This window comes from Microbulbifer mangrovi (assembly GCF_002009015.1).
GTDB classification, from domain to species: Bacteria; Pseudomonadota; Gammaproteobacteria; order Pseudomonadales; family Cellvibrionaceae; genus Microbulbifer; species Microbulbifer mangrovi.
Map to the genome: position 1 here is coordinate 1 of NZ_LZDE01000338.1, position 19,797 is coordinate 19,797.

The window sequence follows — 19,797 nt, forward strand, 5'->3', positions numbered from 1 at the left end:
TCACGGCGTGTCTCACAAGGCTGCGCCCGGTAGCATCACCGCCACCCACCTTGCTGAAGAAGCAACCTAACTGGACGCACCCGCCTCAAACATTTCACGACAGGCCAGCAGATCTTCGCGCGTCAGCACAAACACCCCGTGGCCTCCGTCCTCCAGCTCCGGCCAGAAGAACGGCACCCGCGGATAGGCCTCTTCCAGCGCTTCCCAGCTGTTGCCCACCTCGCATACCAGTACACCTTCCGGCTGCAGGTAATCCGGCGCCTCCAGCAACAGGCGGCGGGTAAAGTCGAGACCGTCGTCGCCGGAACCCAACGCCAACCCCGGCTCCGCGTGGTATTCCGCCGGCATCTCCGCCAGATCCCGCGCATCCACATAGGGCGGGTTGCTCACGATCAGGTCGTAACTGCAGCCCTGCAGCCCGGTAAACAGGTCCGACTGTACCGCCCGCACCTCATCATTGAGCTGATGGTTGTTGATATTGATCTGGGCCACCTCAATGGCATCAGGGGAGATATCACTGAGGTCCACCCGTGCGCCGGGGAATGTCTCGGCACAGGCAATGCCAATACAGCCACTGCCACAACAGAGATCGAGGATCGCCAGCGGCTCCTGCTGCAGCCATGGCTCGAAGCGATGGCGGATCAACTCACCGATGGGAGAACGGGGCACCAGTACGCGCTCGTCCACATAGAATGGCAGGTCACAGAACCAGGCCTCATTGGTCAGATAGGGGGAAGGCAGGCGTTGCTCAACGCGCTTGTCCAACAATTCCATCACCGCACGGCGCTCATCCATGGTCAGGCGTGCCTGCAGGATCTCCGGCTTGCTATCCACCGGCAGGTGCAGCGCGTGGGTAACCAGCAACACTGCCTCGTCCCAGGCGTTGTCGGTCCCGTGACCAAACCACAAGTTTTCTTCATTAAAGCGGCTGGCGCCCCAGCGTACATAGTCCAACACAGTGCACAATTCGTGCAGATTGGACTCACGTTTCTCTATCATTAGCCTGATTCCTCGAATTTTGGCGCTTTACTACCGCTACACAAAGGCTTAGGGTAGCGCACCCTCCGGAGTCTCCGTGACTCCTCTGTGCCGCCGGGTTACCGGCGATATCGACGCCCCATCATCTCCAGTGTCTGTGTGCCTGGCGAGCTGGCAACGCTATGTTAGTCCCGGGGCGAGACGTTGGAAGCTGACAGACATGAAAGAACAATACGCGCAAATTATCGAAGCCATTGGTGAAGACCTCGATCGTCCGGGTCTGAAAGACACTCCCCTGCGCGCCGCCAAGGCCATGCAGTACCTCACCCGCGGTTATCAGCAGACCCTGGACGAGGTCGTTAATGACGCCCTCTTCCCCTCTGACTGCAGCGAGATGGTGCTGGTCAAAGACATCGAACTTTACTCGCTGTGTGAACATCACCTGCTGCCATTTATCGGCAAGGCCCACGTGGCCTATATTCCCGACGGCAAAGTAGTTGGCCTGTCCAAGGTGGCGCGCATTGTAGACATGTTTGCCCGCCGTTTGCAGATTCAGGAACAACTGACCGTGCAAATTGCACAAACTATCCAGCAGGTGACCGGTGCCGCCGGCGTGGGCGTGATCATCGAAGCGAAGCATATGTGCATGATGATGCGCGGCGTGGAAAAGCAGAACTCGGTGATGAAAACCTCTGCAATGCTAGGCTCGTTCCGCAGCCAGCAGGCCACCCGCAACGAGTTCCTGTCCCTGATTCGTTAACCATCACAGACGCAAGGAGAGTCCGGCGATGCCACATCTGGTGATTGAATATTCACAAAAACTGGAAGACAGCATTTCCATCGCAGCCCTGGTCAGTAATGGCCAGCAGGCAATGAGCGATACCGGACTCTTCAATGCCGGCGCGATCAAAACCCGCGCCCTGCCCTACCGGGATTTCGTGCTTGGCAAAAGCCACGAGGGCTCCAGCAATCTGTTTATCCACGCGGAAGTCCGGATTCTGGAAGGGCGCACGGTGCAGCAGAAAGAAGACCTGAGCGCAGCCATCTTCAACTACCTGTGCGAAGCGGCACCGGAAGTGCCGGAAATTTCTGTGGAAATCCGTGAGATGGAAAAGGCCAGCTACTCCAAGCGGGTTCCCTTCTAACTGGCCTGCTCCAGAAACGGCAGAAACCAGTGCGCGATAGCCTCGGCTCCCTCTTCCATATGCAGGTGGTGACCACCGGGGAATTCGCGAATCACAATATTCGGGTGCAACTCTGCCAGCGGCCGGATACGTTCGATCATCCCCTGAATTCCGTCCTCACCCAATGCCAGGCAAATGGGCATGGTGGCCCGCGCCAGAAAAGCCCTCACCTGAGCTTCATTCAGTTTGGCCAGTGAGCTCGCCATCAGTTGCGGATCGTTGCTCCAGGTGTAGCCACCCTCGCATTCACGTACCCCTCGCGCCACCAGGCGACGTGCGGCATCATCGGTCAGTTTGAACAGGCCATTCCGGCGCGCAGCCACCGCCACTTCCAGCGATTCGAATACTTTTGACTTCCGATCACGATACCGCGCGCGCTGCTCGATACCCCGGCGCAGTGTCTCCGGCGCCTCCTCGTCGGTGGTCGGTGGCGGCACCAGTCCATCGATCAGTGCCAGGCGCTGTATGCGCTCGGGGAAAGTGGCAGCGGCAATCGTGGAAATAACCGCACCGCGCGAATGGGCCAGCACGGAGAAAGACGCCCAACCCAAGGCGTCAGCGATACCGAATACATCTTCGATTTCCGTCCAGATGTTGTAGTTGGCATCCCGGTGACGATGATAACTCTGACCGTGGCCGGCGAGATCCACCGCCACCAGATTGAGACTATCCAGAAATGGCGCCATGGCATCAAAGCTGGCGCAATTGTCCAGCCAGCCATGCAGCGCCAGCACCGGCACGCCATCGGGGTTACCCCACTGGCGGCCGGCAATGGTGTTGCCCTGGATATCGAGAGTGATTTCGCGCGGAGATTGGCTCATTGGAAATACAGCATTGTCTGACGTTGGCACAAATGCTGACAGCGGCGCCCCGCGACCTCAATGGCCACAGGGTTCAGATTGCGTGGCCGCGATTTACGGCCGGTGTTGCAGCCATTCCAGTTCGGCGCAGTCCCGCGCCCAGACATCGGCCCTCAGGCAGGCGAGACTGGCGGTGCCCATCGGGTGCTCATCGCCGCTGCCACAGAGGCCGTTAACCAGGCTGCCGACGAGGGGCTGGTGGCTGACCAGCATCAGCGGGAAGACGGACGCATCTGCCTCCCCGAGCGCCTCCAGCAAGGCGCTTACGGGCGTTTCGCTGGTGAGTAGCTCCTGAAATTCGACCTGCAGTCCGAAGGTCTCAGCGACGATCTTGGCGGTCTGCCGGGTGCGTACAAACGGACTGGCCCAGATGGTTTTCAACTGTGCCAGCTCCGATGCCCGCTCCTTGCATACCGCGGCAACCTCAGCGCGACCTTCTTCGGTCAGCGCCCGGGTCTCGTCGCTTTTACTAAAAGGCTCCGCATGGCCATGACGCATGACAAACAACAGCACTACCGTCTCCCGTCAATTCAAATACAGCGGACCAAAAGCGACCCGGTTACTTGTGCTCACCAGAAGGCTTGTCTTCACTCTCGGAAGATGCCGTCTCGGTTGCCTCGGCGGTATCCTCTTGAGCGTCAGCGCCCAGTTCGATCACGGCTTCGTCTTCCGACTTCTCGGTTTTCTTCGCCTTGGCGGACTTGCGCTTCGCAGGCTTCTCTTCTGTCTTTTCCGGCTCCAAGACGGACTCGGTTTCTGAGATCACCTCTTCAGCTTCCACCTCTTCTACTTCCGCTTCTACAGCGGCTGTCTCTTCGGCGACCTCAGCTTCCTCCTCGGCAATGACTTCGCCATCGAGCTCTTCCGCGCTTTCGTAGGTGGAAAGATCTTCCTCCTCCGACTCCGGCCACTCGGAAAACGGGAATGGCTTCTCTTCGGAGTTGTAAATCAAAAATTGCAGAGTCTGGTAGATATACGAGGCAATCTGGTCACCCAGGCGACGCAGGTTGTCATTGGCACCACCGGAGACGATGGCAAACAGGAATTGGGCAATGACCACCGCCAGCATGACAAAGCCGGCAATTTCCAGCAGTACAGCGAACAACACCATATAAATCAGGCGCATCCACTGATTAGAGGAGGTCAGGTTCTGTTTCAGTTCTTCATTGCTCATTGGGCGATCACCAGTCCGTTGTTGGGCACCAAAAAATGGATTGGCCGGCGACTGCCGGCCGCGGGTACGTTTTTAAAAGGCCGATCATAGATCGGAAAAATGTCAGGGCTGTGGCCACTCCGCAAACGGGAATGGCTTTTCTTCGGTGTTGTATATCAGGAATTGCAGGATCTGATAAATATAGGATGCAATCTGGTTGCCGAGCTGTCGGAGATTGTCGTTCGGGCCGCCAGAAACGATCGAAAACAGGAATTGCAGTACGATCGTGGCCAGCATCACTACCCCGGCGACTTCCAGCAGGATCACAAACAACACCATAAACAGCAGCCGCAGCCAGTGGTCGGTAGAGGTGAGATTGTGCTTCAGCTGTTCATTATTCATGGCACGTCCTATCAGTAGAAATTGTGAGCTGTGAGACTCAGGGCTTGGCCGAATAGGCCACATCAAACGTCTGCTCGCCAGACATCAGCTCGCGGATGACCGTAGGAATCGGGGTACCTTCAAATAATATGGCGTGAATTGCAGAAACCAAGGGCATGTAGACGCCTAATTCATCGGCTTTCGCCTTAATCAGACGAACGGTGTTCACCCCTTCCGCTACCTGGCCGATTTCAGACACAGCTTCATCGAGCTTTTTGCCCTTGCCCACCAGATAACCCACCCGGTAGTTGCGACTGAGATCTGAAGAGCATGTGAGGATCAGGTCGCCGACCCCTGCCAGGCCGATAAATGTCATCGGGTCCGCGCCCACCGCCTCGGCAAAGCGCATCATTTCCGCCAGGGCGCGGGTAATCAACAGACTGGTGGTGTTCTGCCCCCGGCCCAGAGATACCGCCATACCGGTAACGATGGCGTAAATATTCTTCAGCGCACCCGCCAGCTCAACGCCGAAGACATCGTTGCTGGAGTAGACGCGGAAAGTCTCGGAATGCAGCACCTTCTGGATGGTGGTGCACAGGGATTCATCTTCGCTGGCAATCACCGTGGCGGTGTAGTGGCCGGCGACGACCTCCTTGGCAAAATTGGGGCCGCTCAGCACCCCCACGCGCATGCCTTCGGTTTCCGAGCGCAGGATATCGCTCATCAGGTGAAAGCTGTCGTGCTCGATGCCCTTGGTGAGGGAAATCAGCATGGTGCCCGGGGCCAGCACCGGAGCGGCGCGGTGCACCACTTCGCGGAAAGACTTACTGGGGATCGCAACAAATACAATCTGGCAGCCACAGACGGCCTGCTCCAGGTCCGCAGTTACATTGAGGTCCGGGTGCAGGGCCACACCCGGCAGGTAGTACTGGTTTTCGCGCTGGGCCATACACGCAGCAGCGCGCTCCGGATCACGCATCCACTGGCGGGTATCGTGGCCATTGCCGGCAACAATATTCGCGATGGCGGTACCAAAGCTGCCGCCGCCGAGGATAGCGATGGATTTACGAGATTCAGGGGCGCTCGAGGATACGTCTCTCTGGGTCATAACACTCTGTGTTGTTTGCTGTGCAGACGGGGATTATACGGAGCCTCGCGGCGGGGCCCAACGGCTCGGTAACAAATTGGTCATTTTTGCCAAGTTAACCCTCAAATGCCGTCTGATAACGACCATTTCGTGCAAAAAACCGGCAAGTAAGTAGTGAAGGAAATATAGCCCAGAGTATACGGGCTGCGCGGGTACAAAAACCCGGAAACAGACAGAAAGCGTCAGGAAAACGCCCGACCGGACGATGCCAGCCGGGCGCAAGGTCATCGCTTAGCGATTGAGCTCCAGCAGCAGCGCGTTCAGGCGACGCACGTAATCCGCCGGATCTGCCAACTGGTTGCCCGCCGCCAGGTTGGCCTGATCCATCAGGATATTGGTAAGGTCCGCGAAGCGATCCTCATCCTGCTCCTGATCCAGGCGCTGTACCAGCGGGTGACTTGGGTTCAGCTCGAAAATGGGCTTGGCATCTGGCAGGGACTGGCCAGCCTGCTCCAGGATACGGCGCATCTGCAGACCCATATCATTGTCGCTGGCAACCAGGCACGCAGGGGAATCCACCAGACGCGTGGTAGCGCGGACATCTTCCACACGCGCTTCCAGCACTTCTTTCACACGCTCTACCAGCGCACCGGATTCCTTCTCCACCTTTTCGCGCTCGGCCTTGTCGTCCTCGTTCTCGGCTTCGCCCAGATCCAGCGCACCTTTGGCCACGTCCTGGAACTGCTTGCCATCGAACTCCTGCATATGGCCAACGAACCACTCGTCCACCTGGTCGGTGAGCAGCAGTACTTCGATACCTTTCTTGCGGAAGACTTCCAGGTACGGGGAAGACTTGGCGGTGGCGAAGTTGTCCGCGCACACATAGTAAATGTGCTTCTGACCGTCCTGCATACGACCCACATAGTCTTCCAGGGACTGGTCCTGCTTGTCGCTGTCAGTGTGGGTGGTCGAGAAGCGCAGCAGCTTGGCGATTTTTTCCTTGTTGGAGAAATCTTCCGCCGGCCCTTCTTTCATCACCGAACCGAACAGATCCCAGAACTGCTGGTACTGGTCCGCGTCTTTCTTCGCCAGCTTGTCCAGCATATCCAGCACACGCTTGGTCAGCGCGCTCTTGATCGCGTCGGTGTTCTGGTCCTTCTGCAGGATCTCGCGGGAGACGTTCAGCGGCAGGTCATTGGAGTCCAGCACCCCTTTGACGAAACGCAGGTACAGCGGCAGGAACTGCTCGGCGTCGTCCATGATGAAGGTGCGCTGTACATAGAGCTTGAGGCCGCGGGCGGCGTCGCGCTGGTACAGGTCAAAGGGCGCACGCGCCGGGATGTACAACAGGCTGGTGTAGTCCAGCTTGCCTTCCACACGGTTGTGGCTCCAGGTCAGGGGGTCATCGAAATCGTGGGAGATGTGCTTGTAGAACTCCTTGTACTCCTCGGATTTCACCTCGGAGCGCGGACGGGTCCACAGGGCCTGGGCGGCGTTGACCGCTTCGAATTCAGGCGCCTTGGCTTCCGTCTCCTCGCCTTCTTCTGAGGGCGCTTCCTGCTTCAGCATCTCTACCGGGATGGCAATGTGATCGGAGTACTTCTTGATGATGGAGCGCAGGCGCCAGTCGTCGGCGAACTCTTTGGCCTCATCTTTCAGGTGCAGTACGACACGGGTACCGCGATTCGGCCACTCGACGTTTTCAACTTCGTACTCGGCTTCACCGCTGCACTCCCAGTGCACGCCCTGGCTCGCGTCGGAGCCCGCGCGGCGGGTGAACACATCCACCTTGTCGGCGACGATAAATGCGGAGTAGAAACCAACCCCGAACTGGCCGATCAGGTGAGCGTCCTTTTTCTGGTCGCCAGTGAGGTTCTGCATAAAACTGGCAGTGCCGGAACGGGCGATGGTGCCGAGGTTTTCGATCACCTCGTCGCGACTCATGCCGATACCGTTATCGCTGATGGTGAGGGTCCCGGCATCCTTGTCAAACTCGATGCGGATACGCAGATCCGGATCTTCCGCCAACAGTTCCGGCTTGGAGAGGGCTTCAAAACGCAGCTTGTCCGCGGCGTCGGATGCATTGGATACCAGCTCGCGCAGAAAAATCTCCTTGTTGGAGTACAGCGAGTGGATCATCAGGTGCAGCAGCTGTTTGGCTTCTGTCTGGAAGCCGTGGCTTTCTTTATGCGCCTCAACTGTCATGAATCGGTTCTCCCCTATTTAAATCATCTACAGCAGATCAGGTCAGGAGAGGTGATATTGGGCCACAATCAGCCAATTCAAGCACTGATTGCGACCCGCCTGTCGGGGAGGGAGCCGGTGGGGAGGTAACGTTTACTTTTTGGCCGCGGCGATCGCCTGGACCAGCTTCCCGCGGCCGGTGATATCGGCAATGAAATTGCCGGTCAGGTCTGAGATAACACGAGACTCGGCGTTCATCAGGATCGCGATACCCACTTTGCGCTTCTCGGAGTAAGCCACCGCAGCGCGGAAGCCGGCCACCCAGCCGCCGTGGAAGATGATGCGATCATCGCCCACGGAGTAGAGCCGCCAGCCGAGGCCGTAACCGGCGTGGTCGATATAGTCTCGCCAGATCCGGTGGCGCAGGTGGCGGCGGGTTTCCACGCGCTCGGTGGTCAGATCATCAATAACGTCGTGGGACAGCACATCCGGGTAATACCCCATCTGCGCCTTCAGCCACTGCCCCATATCGCTGATGCTGGCGTTCACTCCCGCGGCCGGGGCCGCCAGATAGTATTCCTTCTCCACCTTCACCGGACGCCAGCCGCGTCCGGTCTGCACATGGGGAGCGGCACGATTGTTGGCCGCCATAAAGCTCTCCCATCCCAGGGAGGCATCTTCCATTTCCAGCGGCGTAAAGAAGCGATCCTTGAGCTGTCGGCTGTAGGGCACGCCGGTGGCCTTCTGGATGACATCTTCAATCAGGCTGAACAGTACATTCTGGTAGCCGTAGCACTTGCCCGGCTTACAGTGGGGATCGATGGTGGCGAACATCGGCAGGATCTTGGACAGAGGCCGATTGTCTTCCAGATAGTTGTCGTAGGCGTTGGGCGTCAGCCCGGAGGAATGGCTCAGCAGGTGCTGCACCTGCAGCTGCATGGAAAGCGCCGGGGTCTTGAAGCTGAGCTTGGGCACATAGCGCACCACCTTGTCGCCCCAGCTGAACTTCTGCTCGTGCTCCAGCACGGCGGCCATACTGGCGGCAAAGGTCTTGGACACCGAAGCCAGGCGGAACACGGTATGTGAGGTGACCTTTTCGTGCTTGCCCTTGACCCGCACCCCATAAGTATTCATCGCCACCACCTGGTCGTGATCGACGATCACATAGGCGGCCCCGGGAATCCCGTGCTGCTCCAGCAACTGGCGGAAATAGCGATCAAATTCTTTGGCACTGGCCTGGACATCCTTTCCCACCGCCTTGCCAGCGGTGCGCGCGGATTTTTCCTGGCGTGCGGCATCCGCCACCACCTGGCCCGCAGCCAGCAGCGACAACATCGCCAGGAATGGTATCAATCTACCCCGGAGGCCCCGGAAACTGTTGGAAATGTCCTGAATCACCGTGAAAAACACCATGTGCCGTACTGCAGACTGCCCCGGCGGCGACGACCTACTGTGGGAGGTGTCCTGCCGAATATTTGTCGTGGAACTTTTATTAAGACTAGCAGCCCCGGAAAAAATTCTTGGCGATCGCACCTTTTTGCCGGGCCAGCGAACGCCACATATTCCACGCCTCAGCCACCGGTCCCCGCGGGTCCTGTCGCAGCTGCGCGCACATTGTAATAAAACTGGCACAAACGCGCACTGTTACGCAATTTTCACCCAGAGCCCATCACAAAACCCGGCCGAACACCGCGCCCGGCGGGCAACCCGCAGCAGATTCTGCGGGCACAAAAAAACCGCCTCGCGGCGGTTTTCGAGCGCTGGAGGGCAGTAACTGCCCTCCCTCACGACCAGGCCTTACAGCTTGTCGGAGTTCTCGCTCAGGTAAGCAGCAACGCCTTCCGGAGAAGCGTTCATGCCTTTGTCACCTTCCTGCCAGCCAGCCGGGCAAACTTCGCCGTGCTCCTGGTGGAACGCCAGCGCGTCAACCATGCGCAGCATTTCGTCAACGTTACGGCCCAGCGGCAGATCGTTCACTACCTGGTGACGAACAACGCCTTCTTCGTCGATCAGGAAGGAACCACGGAAAGCAACACCGCCTTCGGACTCAACGTCGTAGGCCTGGCAGATTTCGTGCTTGGTGTCGGCAACCAGGGTGTACTTGACCGGACCGATGCCGCCGTCGTTCACCGGGGTGTTACGCCAGGCGTTGTGGGAGAACTGGGAGTCGATGGAAACACCGATAACCTCAACACCACGCTTCTGGAACTCTTCCAGACGGTGGTCGAATGCGATCAGCTCAGACGGACATACAAAGGTGAAGTCCAGCGGGTAGAAGAAGATTACCGCTTTCTTGCCCTTGATGGTTTCCGCCAGGTTGTAGGTGTCAACGATCTCGCCAGTACCCAGTACTGCAGCTGCAGTGAAATCCGGAGCGGGCTTGCCTACTAATACGGCCATGAGAACCTCCTCAATGAGATATGTGATTTACTTTGGAATTGTTCAATTTATAACCTTCGGCTATAGATTGATAAAAGCTTGATAGGGGGCCGCTATGATACACAGGCGCCTATGCCAGTCCCATTAAATTTTTATATAAAGGCGATAGCAGGCGCCACCACTCCCGGTCCCCGCAGGCAGCGCTATTTCTCCCCCGCATTCGCACAGAAAATGCCGCCGACCAACCAGTCAGGCACAATCCTACCGACCACGCAACCAACAACTAGAATACTTACTGAACAGTCGAATAATCTTATTGACACTTATTCTCATTAACAATAAGATCAATCCTCCGTTCGATAGAGCATTGTTTTTGCGCCAGGGTTACCCGCGATGTACGTATGTATCTGTAAAGGCATTACCGACAGTCAGATCAAGGAAGCCGTCTACGATGGCTCCACTTCCGTCAAAGCCCTGCGTCGCCACCTGGGTGTTTCCTCACAGTGTGGCCGCTGCGCCGAGCTGACCCAGGAAATCATCGACGAGACCATGACCGCCGGTGTAATGGCTAGCGCCAACAGCGCCCTGTTTTATTCTGCGGGCTAAATACTCCGCGGGCTAAGCCGCCCTCTTCCAGACGCCAGATCTGAAGCGCGCGGCGCGGCCCTGATGGCACCGACTCCTCCGGTGCCTGCTCTCCCCCCCGAACCCAACTGCACTTCTCCTCCGGCCTATATCTGGCATCCCCACAGCCCTGACCTATCTTTAAAGCCTCGGCCGCAATGCCATTTGCCGGCTATCGCTTGCCAATTGTTCCGGGGCGCCATGAGACAACAGCTACTGCATCTTGCCGAACGCCTGCGCGCCAGCTTCTGGGTAATTCCGGCATTGATGATGGTTGCCGCGATTATCCTGGCGCAGATGTTCCTCGCGATTGACCAGCGCTGGGATATTCACCACATTCCCGGCCTCAGCTGGCTGCGCTTGCGCGACCCGGACAGTGCCCGCGCCCTGCTCTCCACCATCGCCGGCTCCACCATTACCGTGGCCGGCACGGTATTTTCCATCACCACGGTGGCGCTGACCCTGGCCTCCAACCAGTTTGGCCCGCGCCTGGTGCGCAACTTTATCCGCGACCGGCGCACCCAGGTTTCCCTGGGAATTTTCCTCTCCACCTTTGTTTACGCGCTGCTGGTGATGCGCGGTATCGACGCCAGCGGATCGGACAACCGCCAGACCCTGGTGGTGACCTTCGCGCTGCTGCTGGCACTGGCGTGTATCGCCTACCTGATTTATTTCATTCACAACGTTGCCCAGTCGATCCAGATCGACAACATCACCTTTCAGATCAACCGGGAGTTCCGCAATGCACTGGACGCGATCTACCCGAACGAAGACTGTCGCGATCCGCGCAATCACCGCAAGGATCTGCGCGAGGTCCACCTCGGCGATGACTGCCTCTGTGTGCCGGCAAGCAGCGGCGGATATGTGCAACTTATCGACCGCAATAAACTGATCCAATGGGCCAGCGAGCACCAGTGCACCATTCGCATGGAATGCCACCCGGGCACTTTCCTTTTCCACTGGAGCTGTATCGCACGGGTATTTGATCCACCCCGCGACATCGACAGCCAATCTATCGCCGACGCCATTCAGGGAGCGATTACCCAGGGCCCGCAGCCCACTGCAGAACAAGACGTCATTTTTTCTGTGCGGCAGCTAGCACAGATCGCCGTGCGCGCCCTTTCTCCCGGCATCAACGATCCGTTTACCGCCTATACCTGTATCGACAGACTGGTCGACGGTATCGGCGTCATCCTGCAACGCCCGCCCCTGCCCAATTGCTTTCACGATGATGCGGATAAATTGTGCCTGGTCACCAGCGAACTGGATTTCGCCGATGTGCTGGCGGCGGCACTGGATGAAATTCGCGAGTACGGTCGCGACAGCGGCGTGGTGATGCGACACCTGCTTAACGCACTCCATGCACTGGCGGAACTCTGCAGCCGACGGGAAGATCGCCACGCGATGAAATTCCTGATTCAGCGCCTGGTAGAAGATTGCGAAAACAGCGTCGATGACAAGTTTGATACTGCCGCTTTACAGAAGCAGCTTTCCGCCATGCGAAAAACTCTGAGCTGACACTCCAGCTGCCACAGAATGCCGGGATGCGGAACAATCTAAACGGCAATCGTTCTCGTTGTAGTTTTCGGCCTTTTTCCCGTTAATTTTCCCGCTTTTTTCACGCAAGATCGCCGATATTCGGCGCTTGACTTGTGGTTTTCAGCACCGCAAACTCCCTCCAATCTCGCGCGGTGACTCTACAATTTCAAAGGTGCCCGACATTCGACACCAACAGAGTTTTCGCTGCCGATTAATTGATTACCGACGAATACCAATTAATAAAATCCCGCACAGGACACAGCCATTCGGCTCAAGGAGACAACCATGAAGGGCGATCCCAAGGTCATCGAACACCTGAACAAAGCACTGGGCAATGAGCTCATCGCCATCAACCAGTACTTCCTGCACTCGCGCATGTTCAAGGACTGGGGCCTGAAGGAACTGGCCGACAAGGAATACCACGAGTCCATCGACGAGATGAAACACGCGGATTGGCTGATCGAGCGTATCCTGTTCCTGGAAGGTATTCCCAATCTGCAACACCTGGGCAAACTGCTGATCGGTGAAAACACCGAGGAAATGCTCAAGTGCGACCTGAAACTCGAACAGAAAGCCATTCCCGATCTGCGCGACGGCATCGCCTACTGTGAATCCGTGCGCGATTACGGCAGCCGCGAACTGCTGGAAAAAATCCTCGAGTCAGAAGAAGAGCACGTGGACTGGCTGGAAACCCAGCTGAGCCTGATCGACAAGGTCGGCATCCAGAACTACCTGCAGACCCAGATGGTCAGCGCCTCGGAAGAGTAATTCCGAACCGTAGGAGCCAGCCTGCGGGCGAGCTCCTACAAAATATCTGGAAGAAATTCCGGGCATAAAAAAACCGCGGTCATTGCCGCGGTTTTTTTATTGGCGGTAAAGGTCGATTACTCGCCTTCGCCAGCACCCTTGGACGCTTCTTCGATCAGGGTCTTCAGCTCGCCGCTCTCATGCATTTCCATGATGATATCGCAGCCACCGACCAGCTCCTGCTTTACCCACAGCTGCGGGAAAGTCGGCCAGTTGGCGTACTTCGGCAGTTCCTGGCGGATATCCGGGTTGGACAGTACATCCACATAGGCAAAGCGCTGGCCGCAGGCCATCACGGCCTGGGATGCGCGCATGGAAAAGCCGCACTGGGGCGCATTCGGGCTGCCCTTCATATAAAGCAGAATGTCGTTGTCTGCGATCTGCTGCTTGATGTTTTCCAGAGTATCCATAGTGGAAGCAAACCTCGGGTTGGGAAATTTCCGGCACAGGCGCTCGGCGCCGATCCGTCTCGAAAGCGCGCATTGTACCCGATTCCGCTCGCCGCGCACGTCTCGCAGGTGGTACTGCCACCTATCGACTTTAGGATTAACAGGCCCTATATTGGCCGGCTTCCCGGGAAAAGCGCGGTCAGAATACGTCAAAGACGAATTTTCTGCGGTTTCCCTATCCATGGCCCACTTACAGAGGAGATTTAACGTGGCCAGTCCCGCATTAATGCAAAACTACGGTAACAGAACCCTGACCCTGGTCAGAGGTGAAGGCAACTACCTGTGGGACGACAGTGACCGACGTTATCTCGACGCCCTCTCCGGAATTGCCGTGTGCGGCCTCGGCCACTGCCACCCGGCAGTCACCCTGGCCATCCAGGAGCAGGCCAACACCCTGCTGCACGTGTCCAATCTGTACAACATTCCCCCCCAGGAACAGCTGGCAGAAAAGCTGGTGTCCCTGTCGGGCATGGACAATGTGTTCTTCTCCAATTCCGGCGCAGAGGCCAATGAGGCAGCCATCAAACTGGCACGCAAGCTCGGCAACGAGCGCGGCCTGGCCTGCCCAAAGATTATTGTGACCGAAGGTGCGTTCCACGGTCGCACACTCGCCACCCTGACCGCCACCGGCAACCCCAAGGTACAGCAGGGCTTCGCACCGCTGCCGGAAGGTTTCCTGCGCGTCCCGTACAATGATGTCGCGGCCATCGAACAGCTGATCGATGCACACAACGACATCGTCGCCATCCTGGTAGAACCGGTGCAGGGCGAAGGCGGTATCCGCATCCCCGATGCCGACTACCTGCCGCGCCTGCGCAGCCTGTGCGACCAGCACGACTGGCTGCTGATGCTGGATGAAATCCAGACCGCCAACGGCCGCAGCGGCAAGCTGTTCGCCTACCAGCACTGCGACGACCTGCTGCCGGACGTGGTCACCACCGCCAAGGGACTGGGCAACGGCGTGCCCATCGGCGCCTGCCTGGCACGGGGCAAAGCCGCGGAGCTGTTTTCCGCAGGCAGCCACGGTTCCACCTTTGGCGGCAACCCGCTGGCCTGCCGCGCCGCCCTCGCCGTTCTGGATACCCTGGAAAGCGAGTGGCTGATCGAACGCGCACAACAGCTGGGCACCCAGCTGCTGGACCAGCTGAACAGTGAACTGGCAGACTGCCCCCACGTAAAAGAGATCCGCGGCCTCGGCCTGCTGATCGGTATCGAACTCGACCGCCCCTGTGGCGAACTGGTGGATCTGGCCCGCGCTCAAGGCCTGTTGATCAATGTCACCGCCGGCAACGTGGTACGCCTGTTGCCGCCGCTGACCCTGACCGACGCCGAGTGCAGCCAGATCTCCACCACCGTCGCCGCCCTGGTGCGCGACTTCGCCCAACAAGCCGCCTGACCTACGGAGAAATTACCCATGGCAGTCAGACATTTTCTTACCCTCCTGGACCTGAGCAAGGAAGAGCTGCACGGCATTATCGAGCGCGCCATCGAGCTCAAGGCCCTGCGCAACCAGGGGGTGGCCAGCGAGCCGTTCCGCAACAAGGTGCTGGGGATGATTTTCGAAAAATCCTCTACCCGTACCCGGGTTTCCTTTGAAGCCGGCATGGCACAGATGGGCGGCAGCGCCCTGTTCCTGTCCCCCCGCGACACCCAGCTCGGCCGCGGCGAACCCATCGAAGACAGTGCGCGGGTCATCTCGCGCATGGTGGACATGGTGATGATCCGCACCTTTGGCCACAACGTGCTGGAGCGCTTTGCCGAGTACAGCAAGGTGCCGGTGATCAACGCCCTGTCCGACAGTTACCACCCCTGCCAGCTGCTGGCGGACCTGCAGACCTATGTAGAGCACCGCGGCAGCCCCGAAGGCAAGGTGGTGACCTGGGTGGGCGACGGCAACAACATGTGTCACTCCTATATTAATGCTGCACGTCAGTACGACTTCGAGCTGCGCATTGCGTGCCCGGAAGGATACGACCCGGACGAGAGCATTGTGGCCGCTGCCGGCGACCGCGTTTCCATTGTGCGCAACCCGGTGGATGCGGTGCGCGGTTCGGACTGGGTTGCCACCGACGTATGGGCCTCCATGGGTCAGGAAACCGAACAGCAGCTTCGCCTGAAAGCATTTGAAGGCTTCCTGGTCGATCACGAGCTGATGAGCCACGCCAACAGCGATGCCGTATTCATGCACTGCCTGCCCGCGCACCGCGGTGAGGAAGTCAGCGGCGGGCTGCTGGAAGACGAAAAAATCTCGGTAGTCTGGGACGAGGCGGAAAACCGCCTGCACGCGCAGAAAGCCCTGATGGAGTTCCTGCAGGACAACAGCAACTGATATCGCGCCCCGGCACCGCAGGGGCGATATCCACGGGGGCGCCGGAAGGTATTCTGGCGCCCTTTTCTACTCGCAAAACAGCGCGAGTCGAGCGCCCGCAAACGGCGCGCGGCAGACGCAAAAATGCACCACTTTCCAGCAACCAAATTGACCTGCGAGTGCCGGTTTGATCAGGGAATAATCAACCGCTTTTTGTTATTGCCCCGCTTAATTTGAGACCTGGTTACTATTAAAAAATATTCTTAAAACCGCCCACAGCCCCCACCTCCTGTTCACTTTTTATACCCACCCAGTAATGACGGGCGCTGGCGAGGGGAAAAATCCACGTCGCCCCGGCTACCCACACTTTATCCACAAGTAACCCCAAAGTTATCCGCCTTGAATTAGCCCCTCAATCGCATTATCTTGTTGCTCATCCGAGGTCACACCCCAACATATAGGGTTCTGGTAGAAAACAGGGACTAATATCCCCAGGGAAAACGGCGCACCGCGTCCCCACCGGACCACAATATGTTGTGTTTGGCCTCGTCCGTACCAACAAGCTTCAAGCTGAAGCCAGCCCACAGGCTGGCGCCGGAACGGTGGATAAGTTCGCGCGAATGCAATCGCCAGTACACAACTCCACCAACTGCCCTCCTCTGCGAGGCAATCCGGCGACGGGACGGCATCCATGTTCAGACGCAGTATCAAGCAGTACCCCTCAAGTGTTATCCGAGCGGAGCCCAGGCTTCGCCGTCAGCGCTTGCGCCTGCTGAACTTCTGAACCGGTGCTTCCGGTACGGCACAAAGGTTTTACGGCCACAAGCCGATTGATCGCAAAAAACCAAAGCAAAAACCAAAGCAAGTCGACCAGACACGCGCGCAAACTTTACGGAGAAATTCATGCACACAGAGACAGGGCGCTCTAAGTCTGTGCCAAACGGCACTACCAAGGATTCGGTAACAGACCAGGCCAGCAGCAACACTTCCCTGGCTGCCACTGCCCCCGGTCAGATCCGCGTCATCAAGCGCAACGGCACCGTCGTGCCTTACGCGGACAGCAAAATCTCCGTGGCCGTTACCAAGGCGTTCCTCGCGGTAGAGGGCGGCACCGCTGCTGCTTCCAGCCGCATCCACGAACGCGTGGCCGACCTGGTTTCCCACATCAGCGCCACCTTCAAGCGTCGCATGCCTTCCGGCGGCACCATCCATATTGAAGAAATCCAGGACCAGGTAGAACTGGAACTGATGCGTGCCGGCGAGCACAAGATTGCCCGCGACTACGTGCTCTACCGCGAAGAGCACGCGCGCCTGCGTGCAGAGAAAGAAAAAGAGAAGCCGGCTGCCGAGCCCGCCGCCGATACTCACCCGAGTATCCGCGTGAAAATGGAAGACGGCAGCCTGGTACCGCTGGACATGGAGCGCCTGCGCACCATCGTTCGCGAAGCCTGCGAAGGCCTGACTGACGTAGACGGCGAGCTGATCCTGAACGAAGCGCTGAAGAACCTGTACGACGGCGTTTCCGAAACCGATATCAACACCGCACTGGTGATCACCGCGCGTACCCTGGTTGAGCAGGAGCCCAACTACACCTACGCCACCGCCTTCCTGCTGCTGGACAAACTGCGCGCCGAAGCCCTGCGCTTCCTGGACGTGGCCGAGTCCGCCACCCAGCAGGAAATGAAAACCCTGTACAAGCCGGCACTGGCCGCGTACGTGGCAAAAGGTATCGAGCTGGAACTGCTGGATCCGGCACTGGCCAGCTTCGACCTGGAAAAACTGGGCGATGCGATCAAGCCCGAGTGCGATCACCAGTTCACCTACCTCGGCCTGCAGACCCTGTACGACCGCTACTTCCTGCACTCCGACGAAATCCGTTTCGAACTGCCGCAGCTGTTCTTCATGCGTGTTGCCATGGGCCTCGCCATAAATGAAGACAAGCCGAACGAGCGCGCCATCGAGTTCTACGAACTGCTGAGCTCCTTCGACTACATGAGCTCCACCCCGACCCTGTTCAACGCCGGCACCCTGCGCCCGCAGCTGTCCTCCTGCTACCTGACCACCGTGCCCGACGACCTGCACGGCATCTACGGAGCCATCCAGGACAACGCCATGCTGTCCAAATGGGCGGGCGGCCTGGGTAACGACTGGACGCCGGTGCGCTCTCTGGGTTCCTACATTAAAGGCACCAACGGCAAGTCCCAGGGTGTTGTTCCTTTCCTGAAAGTAGCCAACGACACCGCGGTAGCAGTGAACCAGGGTGGCAAGCGCAAGGGCGCCGTGTGTGCGTACCTGGAAACCTGGCACCTGGACATCGAGGAATTCCTCGAGCTGCGCAAGAACACCGGTGACGACCGTCGCCGTACCCACGACATGAACACCGCCAACTGGGTGCCGGACCTGTTCATGAAGCGTGTGTTCGAAGACAAAGAGTGGACCCTCTTCTCCCCGGCAGATTGCCCGGACCTGCACGACCTGTTCGGCGATGCATTCGAAGAGCGTTTCACCCACTACGAAAAACTGGCGGCCGAAGGCAAACTGAAGCTGTTCAAGAAGGTGCGCGCGCTCGACCTGTGGCGCAAGATGCTGGGCATGCTGTTTGAAACCGGCCACCCCTGGATCACCTTCAAGGACGCCTGTAACCTGCGCAGCCCGCAGCAGCACGCCGGTGTGGTACACAGCTCCAACCTGTGCACCGAGATCACCCTGAACACCAAGGCGAACGACGAAATCGCAGTATGTAACCTGGGCTCCGTAAACCTGTCCCAGCACATCGGCGAAGACGGCAAGCTGGATACCGGCAAGCTGGAAAGCACCGTGAAGACCGCCGTGCGCATGCTCGATAATGTGATCGACATCAACTACTACTCCGTGGAAACCGCGCGTCAGTCCAACATGCGCCACCGTCCGGTGGGCCTGGGCCTGATGGGCTTCCAGGACGCGCTGTACAAGGCCGGCATCTCCTACTCCAGCGATGAAGCCGTACAGTTCGCCGACACCACCATGGAAGCGATCAGCTACTACGCCATCTCCACCTCCAGTGACCTGGCGGCAGAGCGCGGCAGCTACGGCAGCTACGAAGGCTCCCTGTGGAGCCAGGGCATCCTGCCGATCGACTCCATCGAAATCCTGGCCAAGAACCGCGGCGAGCAGTTCATCGACCAGGACACCAGCAGCACCCTGGATTGGGATGTCGTGCGCAACAAGGTTTCCAGCCAGGGCATGCGTAACTCCAACGTGATGGCCATCGCCCCGACGGCCACCATCGCCAACATTACCGGCGTTTCCCAGTCCATCGAGCCCACGTACCAGAACCTGTACGTGAAATCGAACCTGTCTGGCGAATTCACCGTAGTGAACCCCTACCTGGTACACGACCTGAAAGCCCGCGGTCTGTGGGACAAGGTCATGGTCAACGACCTCAAGTACTACGAGGGTTCCGTACAGAAGATCGACCGTATCCCGGAAGACCTGAAAGCCAAATACGCCACCGCGTTTGAAGTGGAGCCGCGCTGGATCGTGGACGCCGCCAGCCGCCGCCAGAAGTGGATCGATCAGGCCCAGTCCCTGAACCTCTACATCGCCGGCGCCAACGGCAAGAAGCTGGACCTGACCTACCGCATGGCCTGGTACCGCGGCTTGAAGACTACCTACTACCTGCGCGCACTGGCCGCCACCACCACGGAGAAATCCACCGTGAACAGCGGCACCCTGAACGCAGTAAGCGCCGGTGGCGGCGCACCTGCAGCCAGCGCAGCGCCACAGGCCCAATCCCAGGAGATGGGTGCACCGGCAGCCGTGCCACAGGCCTGCTCTCTGGACGATCCAGACTGCGAAGCCTGCCAGTAAGTTAAAGACTCTCGG

Annotated in this window: 18 protein-coding genes; 8 read left to right on the forward strand and 10 right to left on the reverse strand. The window is 58.5% G+C overall.

The features are described from left to right. Positions 1-66: 66 nt before the first annotated feature. The gene (prmB, locus tag B4U49_RS15070) at positions 67-999 is read right to left on the reverse strand and encodes a 50S ribosomal protein L3 N(5)-glutamine methyltransferase (protein ID WP_078085434.1); all 933 of its coding nucleotides are present in this window, start codon (positions 997-999) and stop codon (positions 67-69) included. 199 nt (positions 1,000-1,198) lie between these two features. On the opposite strand from prmB, the gene folE reads away from it, so the two are divergent. Both folE and B4U49_RS15080 read left to right on the forward strand, forming a co-directional pair. After that, entirely contained in the window at positions 1,199-1,738 is a 540-nt protein-coding gene (folE, locus tag B4U49_RS15075; RefSeq protein ID WP_078085435.1) for a GTP cyclohydrolase I FolE, read from the forward strand. A 28-nt stretch (positions 1,739-1,766) separates the two neighbouring features. Further along, complete coding sequence (locus B4U49_RS15080; protein WP_078085436.1) at positions 1,767-2,123, forward strand: 5-carboxymethyl-2-hydroxymuconate Delta-isomerase; 357 nt, start codon at positions 1,767-1,769, stop codon at positions 2,121-2,123. Here B4U49_RS15080 and B4U49_RS15085 read toward each other — a convergent pair. From B4U49_RS15085 to B4U49_RS15120, 8 genes are all read right to left on the reverse strand, one after another. Next, complete coding sequence (locus B4U49_RS15085; RefSeq protein WP_078085437.1) at positions 2,120-2,983, reverse strand: alpha/beta fold hydrolase; 864 nt, start codon at positions 2,981-2,983, stop codon at positions 2,120-2,122. The genes B4U49_RS15080 and B4U49_RS15085 overlap by 4 nt on opposite strands. A 93-nt stretch (positions 2,984-3,076) precedes the next feature. Beyond that, positions 3,077-3,535, reverse strand: coding sequence for a phosphohistidine phosphatase SixA (gene sixA / locus B4U49_RS15090; protein WP_078085438.1), 459 nt, complete (start codon positions 3,533-3,535; stop codon positions 3,077-3,079). 46 nt (positions 3,536-3,581) lie between these two features. Continuing rightward, positions 3,582-4,196: a DUF4389 domain-containing protein gene (locus B4U49_RS15095; protein ID WP_078085439.1), complete on the reverse strand. Its 615-nt coding sequence runs from the start codon at positions 4,194-4,196 to the stop codon at positions 3,582-3,584. A gap of 102 nt (positions 4,197-4,298) precedes the next feature. After that, complete coding sequence (locus B4U49_RS15100; RefSeq protein WP_078085440.1) at positions 4,299-4,577, reverse strand: DUF4389 domain-containing protein; 279 nt, start codon at positions 4,575-4,577, stop codon at positions 4,299-4,301. 37 nt (positions 4,578-4,614) lie between these two features. Next, positions 4,615-5,664: an NAD(P)H-dependent glycerol-3-phosphate dehydrogenase gene (locus B4U49_RS15105; protein ID WP_078085441.1), complete on the reverse strand. Its 1,050-nt coding sequence runs from the start codon at positions 5,662-5,664 to the stop codon at positions 4,615-4,617. A gap of 270 nt (positions 5,665-5,934) precedes the next feature. Next, positions 5,935-7,848: a molecular chaperone HtpG gene (gene htpG, locus B4U49_RS15110; protein ID WP_078085442.1), complete on the reverse strand. Its 1,914-nt coding sequence runs from the start codon at positions 7,846-7,848 to the stop codon at positions 5,935-5,937. 132 nt (positions 7,849-7,980) lie between these two features. Continuing rightward, positions 7,981-9,180 (reverse strand): serine hydrolase domain-containing protein, encoded by a 1,200-nt coding sequence (locus B4U49_RS15115; protein ID WP_239692659.1) that lies wholly within the window; start codon positions 9,178-9,180, stop codon positions 7,981-7,983. A gap of 444 nt (positions 9,181-9,624) precedes the next feature. After that, the gene (locus B4U49_RS15120; RefSeq protein ID WP_078085443.1) at positions 9,625-10,227 is read right to left on the reverse strand and encodes a peroxiredoxin; all 603 of its coding nucleotides are present in this window, start codon (positions 10,225-10,227) and stop codon (positions 9,625-9,627) included. Positions 10,228-10,599: 372 nt separating this feature from the next. Here B4U49_RS15120 and B4U49_RS15125 point away from each other — a divergent pair, with 372 nt between their 5' ends. The 3 genes from B4U49_RS15125 to bfr all read left to right on the forward strand — a co-directional run bounded on the left by B4U49_RS15125 (position 10,600) and on the right by bfr (position 13,137). Further along, a complete protein-coding gene (locus B4U49_RS15125) occupies positions 10,600-10,812 on the forward strand; it encodes a bacterioferritin-associated ferredoxin (protein ID WP_078085444.1) in 213 nt (70 codons plus the stop codon). Between the two features lie 219 nt (positions 10,813-11,031). After that, the gene (locus tag B4U49_RS15130) at positions 11,032-12,348 is read left to right on the forward strand and encodes a DUF2254 domain-containing protein (RefSeq protein WP_158078637.1); all 1,317 of its coding nucleotides are present in this window, start codon (positions 11,032-11,034) and stop codon (positions 12,346-12,348) included. Between the two features lie 306 nt (positions 12,349-12,654). After that, a complete protein-coding gene (gene bfr / locus B4U49_RS15135; protein ID WP_078085446.1) occupies positions 12,655-13,137 on the forward strand; it encodes a bacterioferritin in 483 nt (160 codons plus the stop codon). A gap of 116 nt (positions 13,138-13,253) precedes the next feature. Here bfr and grxD read toward each other — a convergent pair whose 3' ends face one another. Then, positions 13,254-13,586 carry a Grx4 family monothiol glutaredoxin gene (gene grxD / locus B4U49_RS15140; RefSeq protein WP_078085447.1) on the reverse strand — a complete coding sequence of 111 codons (333 nt, stop codon included), beginning with the start codon at positions 13,584-13,586 and terminating at the stop codon, positions 13,254-13,256. Between the two features lie 247 nt (positions 13,587-13,833). Here grxD and B4U49_RS15145 point away from each other — a divergent pair, with 247 nt between their 5' ends. From B4U49_RS15145 to B4U49_RS15155, 3 genes are all read left to right on the forward strand, one after another. Next, a complete protein-coding gene (locus tag B4U49_RS15145) occupies positions 13,834-15,021 on the forward strand; it encodes an aspartate aminotransferase family protein (RefSeq protein WP_204903058.1) in 1,188 nt (395 codons plus the stop codon). Between the two features lie 18 nt (positions 15,022-15,039). Further along, a complete protein-coding gene (argF, locus tag B4U49_RS15150; RefSeq protein ID WP_078085448.1) occupies positions 15,040-15,954 on the forward strand; it encodes an ornithine carbamoyltransferase in 915 nt (304 codons plus the stop codon). A gap of 882 nt (positions 15,955-16,836) precedes the next feature. Next, a complete protein-coding gene (locus tag B4U49_RS15155; RefSeq protein ID WP_078085449.1) occupies positions 16,837-19,782 on the forward strand; it encodes a ribonucleoside-diphosphate reductase subunit alpha in 2,946 nt (981 codons plus the stop codon). Positions 19,783-19,797: the final 15 nt, after the last annotated feature.